At 44.6% G+C, this 1,876-nt stretch carries 1 protein-coding gene and 2 pseudogenes; all 3 read right to left on the bottom strand.

The genetic code is table 11. The features are described from left to right. Nucleotides 1–1,093, bottom strand: a pseudogene (locus ND2E_RS08845) (hypothetical protein); the annotation flags it as partial. Beyond that, entirely contained in the window at nucleotides 1,093–1,491 is a 399-nt protein-coding gene (locus ND2E_RS08850) for a DUF6950 family protein (RefSeq protein WP_052056616.1), read from the bottom strand. The pseudogene ND2E_RS08845 and the gene ND2E_RS08850, both read right to left, overlap by 1 nt. Further along, a pseudogene (locus ND2E_RS23110) lies at nucleotides 1,488–1,876 on the bottom strand (hypothetical protein); the annotation flags it as partial. The pseudogene ND2E_RS23110 and the gene ND2E_RS08850, both read right to left, overlap by 4 nt.

Here is a 1,876-nt window from a genome sequence, read left to right as displayed (position 1 = left end):
TTTCGGTCGGCGTAGCATCGGTTTTTTGATAATACTTCTTCGGGTTAACAAACGAGGTTCTAACGGTGTTGCAACGGTCTTTAATTGGCGTATGTGGCTTATAACTAATAGCTGCAGAAGCATTGTTTTTATCCAATACTAAGGTAGGTGCACCTTGATAAACTCCCGCTTTCACATATATTTTACCCGCTACGTTATACATTTTTGCCGCAGCTGAAGAGAGTAAGCGGTTTAAACTAGCGGCAGGTGTTTGGCTCTTGAGTAGCGTGCCATTACAGGTAAAGCGAGGCTCTGAAGCTGGTTGGCCATTACTGTCAGTAAAGCTTACTACTTCATCACAAGCACTGGCTTGAGCTGCAACGTCGCTCCAATCAAAACGCTCACTTGGCTGCTCTTTATAGCCGCCAAAGCGAATAAAATCAATCGTCGCTAAGATAGGGTTGGCTGAGTACTCCCAAGTAGTTGCATCGTTAAATCGATGGCTACCCGAACCGCCCATAGTGCTATCAAGTCGTGCATCGTAAAGCTTTTTCCCTTTGACTTTAAAACGTACGTTGTTAATACCATTGGGGAAAAATTCAGGATCAATCTTCACCTCTAATGTTACGTAACTTAACCCAAACCCTACATGCTCACTAGTCCAACCGTCGCAATATCTTTTTGCAATAGGGCAAGCAGTGGTTTGAGTACCCAAATAACTGTGAATTTTATAACGCGAATACAAACCCGATACGTTAAGCCCTTTACCTTCAATGTCGTGTAAATCAATGTTTTCACATTCATGGTCGGCAATGGCTATGGTCATTACATGCCATTTATCTTCTTCATCGTCGGTATAGGTGCCATAACCCACAATACCGCCACTCACGACCGTTTCACCATAGATAGTACGCCGAGGTTTTACGCCGCCAACGGTCAAGCTTTGGTCGCTACCCAAGCCGTCATCCATGCTGCCCATTTCGGGTGTCATGGCCTCGGTTACTGCGTACGTAGCAACAGCAGCGCCAATCCCTATCGCTACCGCTGTAGCAACCGCATAACTCGCGGCAGTTGCCCCCGCATAAGCGGCAACACCAACAATAACAGGAGGCATTAGTTAACCCTCCATACATGAATAACATTGGATAGGGGCAATTGGATTAATCCTTGGGGACCGACACAATAAACACTACTGCGAAAAACAATACCTGCAGCCAGCTCGCCTTGGTGGTTTTCAATTAACGCCAGATCGCCATAAGTGGCCGTTAACGGGGCTATAGACTGGCCTAATTTGGCGGTAAGTAACTGCTCGATAGAAGTAAAACCATGCTTCTTTAATGCTCTGGCTGCGCCAAGTTTAGTGTGGTATTTGCCCCGAAACTCTACTGCTAAATCCTTACCTGTTAACGCAAGCACTGTATTTGCAGCAAACAAGCAACAGTCGTTTTCTCCCCAAACAAAAGGCTTATCTTTATAGTCTTTAATAATTTTTTTTACTGCTGATAAACTCATCGCTGTATTTTCCTCATATGATCGCCACCACCATTACCACCACCTGAGCCAACAGGCGAGCCTGCAACACCTGAGTTCAACGGTTTTGACGCGAGCAATTCCACTTGATCAAAAAATTTATCACCCGGGTAAAGTGCTTGCTGAGCCGCATCTGAATAAAGGTTATTTTCAATGGGACGATTCCAAACTTCTAACCAATCAACCAAGCTAATAGTTACCTTGGCAATATCGCTTTTCACTACATCTAAATCGCCTATAGTGCCGCTAAAAAGCACATCGCCATCGAGTATTCTTAAGTTTTCATCAAGCACAACAATGTCGAGTTCAGCACTATTACCAATAGGGTCTTCAGCTAATACATCGCGCACTAACGTGGTGTCATTTA

The organism is Colwellia psychrerythraea (assembly GCF_000764225.1).
GTDB classification, from domain to species: domain Bacteria; phylum Pseudomonadota; class Gammaproteobacteria; order Enterobacterales; family Alteromonadaceae; genus Colwellia; species Colwellia psychrerythraea_D.
The sequence above is the reverse complement of the archived record's forward strand: the minus strand, read 5'-3'. Positions and strand labels throughout refer to the sequence as shown.

What these genes read in the sequence shown, in the direction of transcription:
- ND2E_RS08850 (WP_052056616.1), bottom strand. Translation starts at nt 1,491, where the DNA reads ATGAGTTTATCAGCAGTAAAAAAAATTATTAAAGACTATAAAGATAAG.